This is a genomic window from Caballeronia humi (assembly GCF_001544475.1).
Taxonomy (GTDB): domain Bacteria; phylum Pseudomonadota; class Gammaproteobacteria; order Burkholderiales; family Burkholderiaceae; genus Caballeronia; species Caballeronia humi.
In genome coordinates this window covers 1-676 of record NZ_FCNW02000231.1, presented here as the reverse complement: position 1 = coordinate 676, position 676 = coordinate 1, and the positions used below count along the sequence as shown (strand labels likewise).

General features: G+C 61.2%; 1 pseudogene. It reads right to left on the bottom strand.

Features of this window, described 5'->3' with window-relative positions:
* Window positions 1–676: pseudogene (locus AWB65_RS35185) on the bottom strand (hypothetical protein); the annotation flags it as partial.

The following is a 676-nucleotide window of genomic DNA, read 5'->3' as shown; positions in this document are numbered from 1 at the left end:
GGTACGGTGCTCGATGCTTGCCCATTTTGACACCCCCTTTTAAAAGGATAGGTGTCCGTTTTGGCGGGTCAATCTCATCGTACTTCACCGCATCGGCGAGCGAGCCGCTGATGGTGCTGATATCGGTGGTGTTCTGAGTCACGCGGCCGTCGATGGCGCTAACGGTCGAGTTGATCGTGGTGATGTCGCCGGTGTTCGTCGCGACTTGTTCGTTCGTGGCGAACAGTTGTGAGCCGTTCACTGCATCCTTGCTGGTGGCGTCGAGTGCGCCTGCCTTCACGTTGGTCACTCGCACCGGAGTGCCGGCGTTGCCGAGCGTGACGCTGTCGTGAGCGGCGGAGTCGTACTGCACCGCATCGGCGAGCGAGCCGTTGATGGTGCTGATGGTGGTGTTGATGGTGCTGATATCAGTGGTGTTCTGGGTCACGCGGCCGTCGATGGCGCTAACGGTCGAGTTGATCGTGGTGATGTCACCGGTGTTGGCTGCGACTTGCTCGTTCGTGGCGAACAATTGCGAGCCGTTCACTGCGTCCTTGCTGGTGGCGTCGAGTGCGCCAGCCTTCACGTTGGTCACCTGCACCGGAGTGCCGGCGTTGCCCAGCGTGACGCTGTCGTGAGCGGCGGAGTCGTACTGCACCGCATCGGCGAGCGAGCCGTTGATGGTGCTGATGGTGGT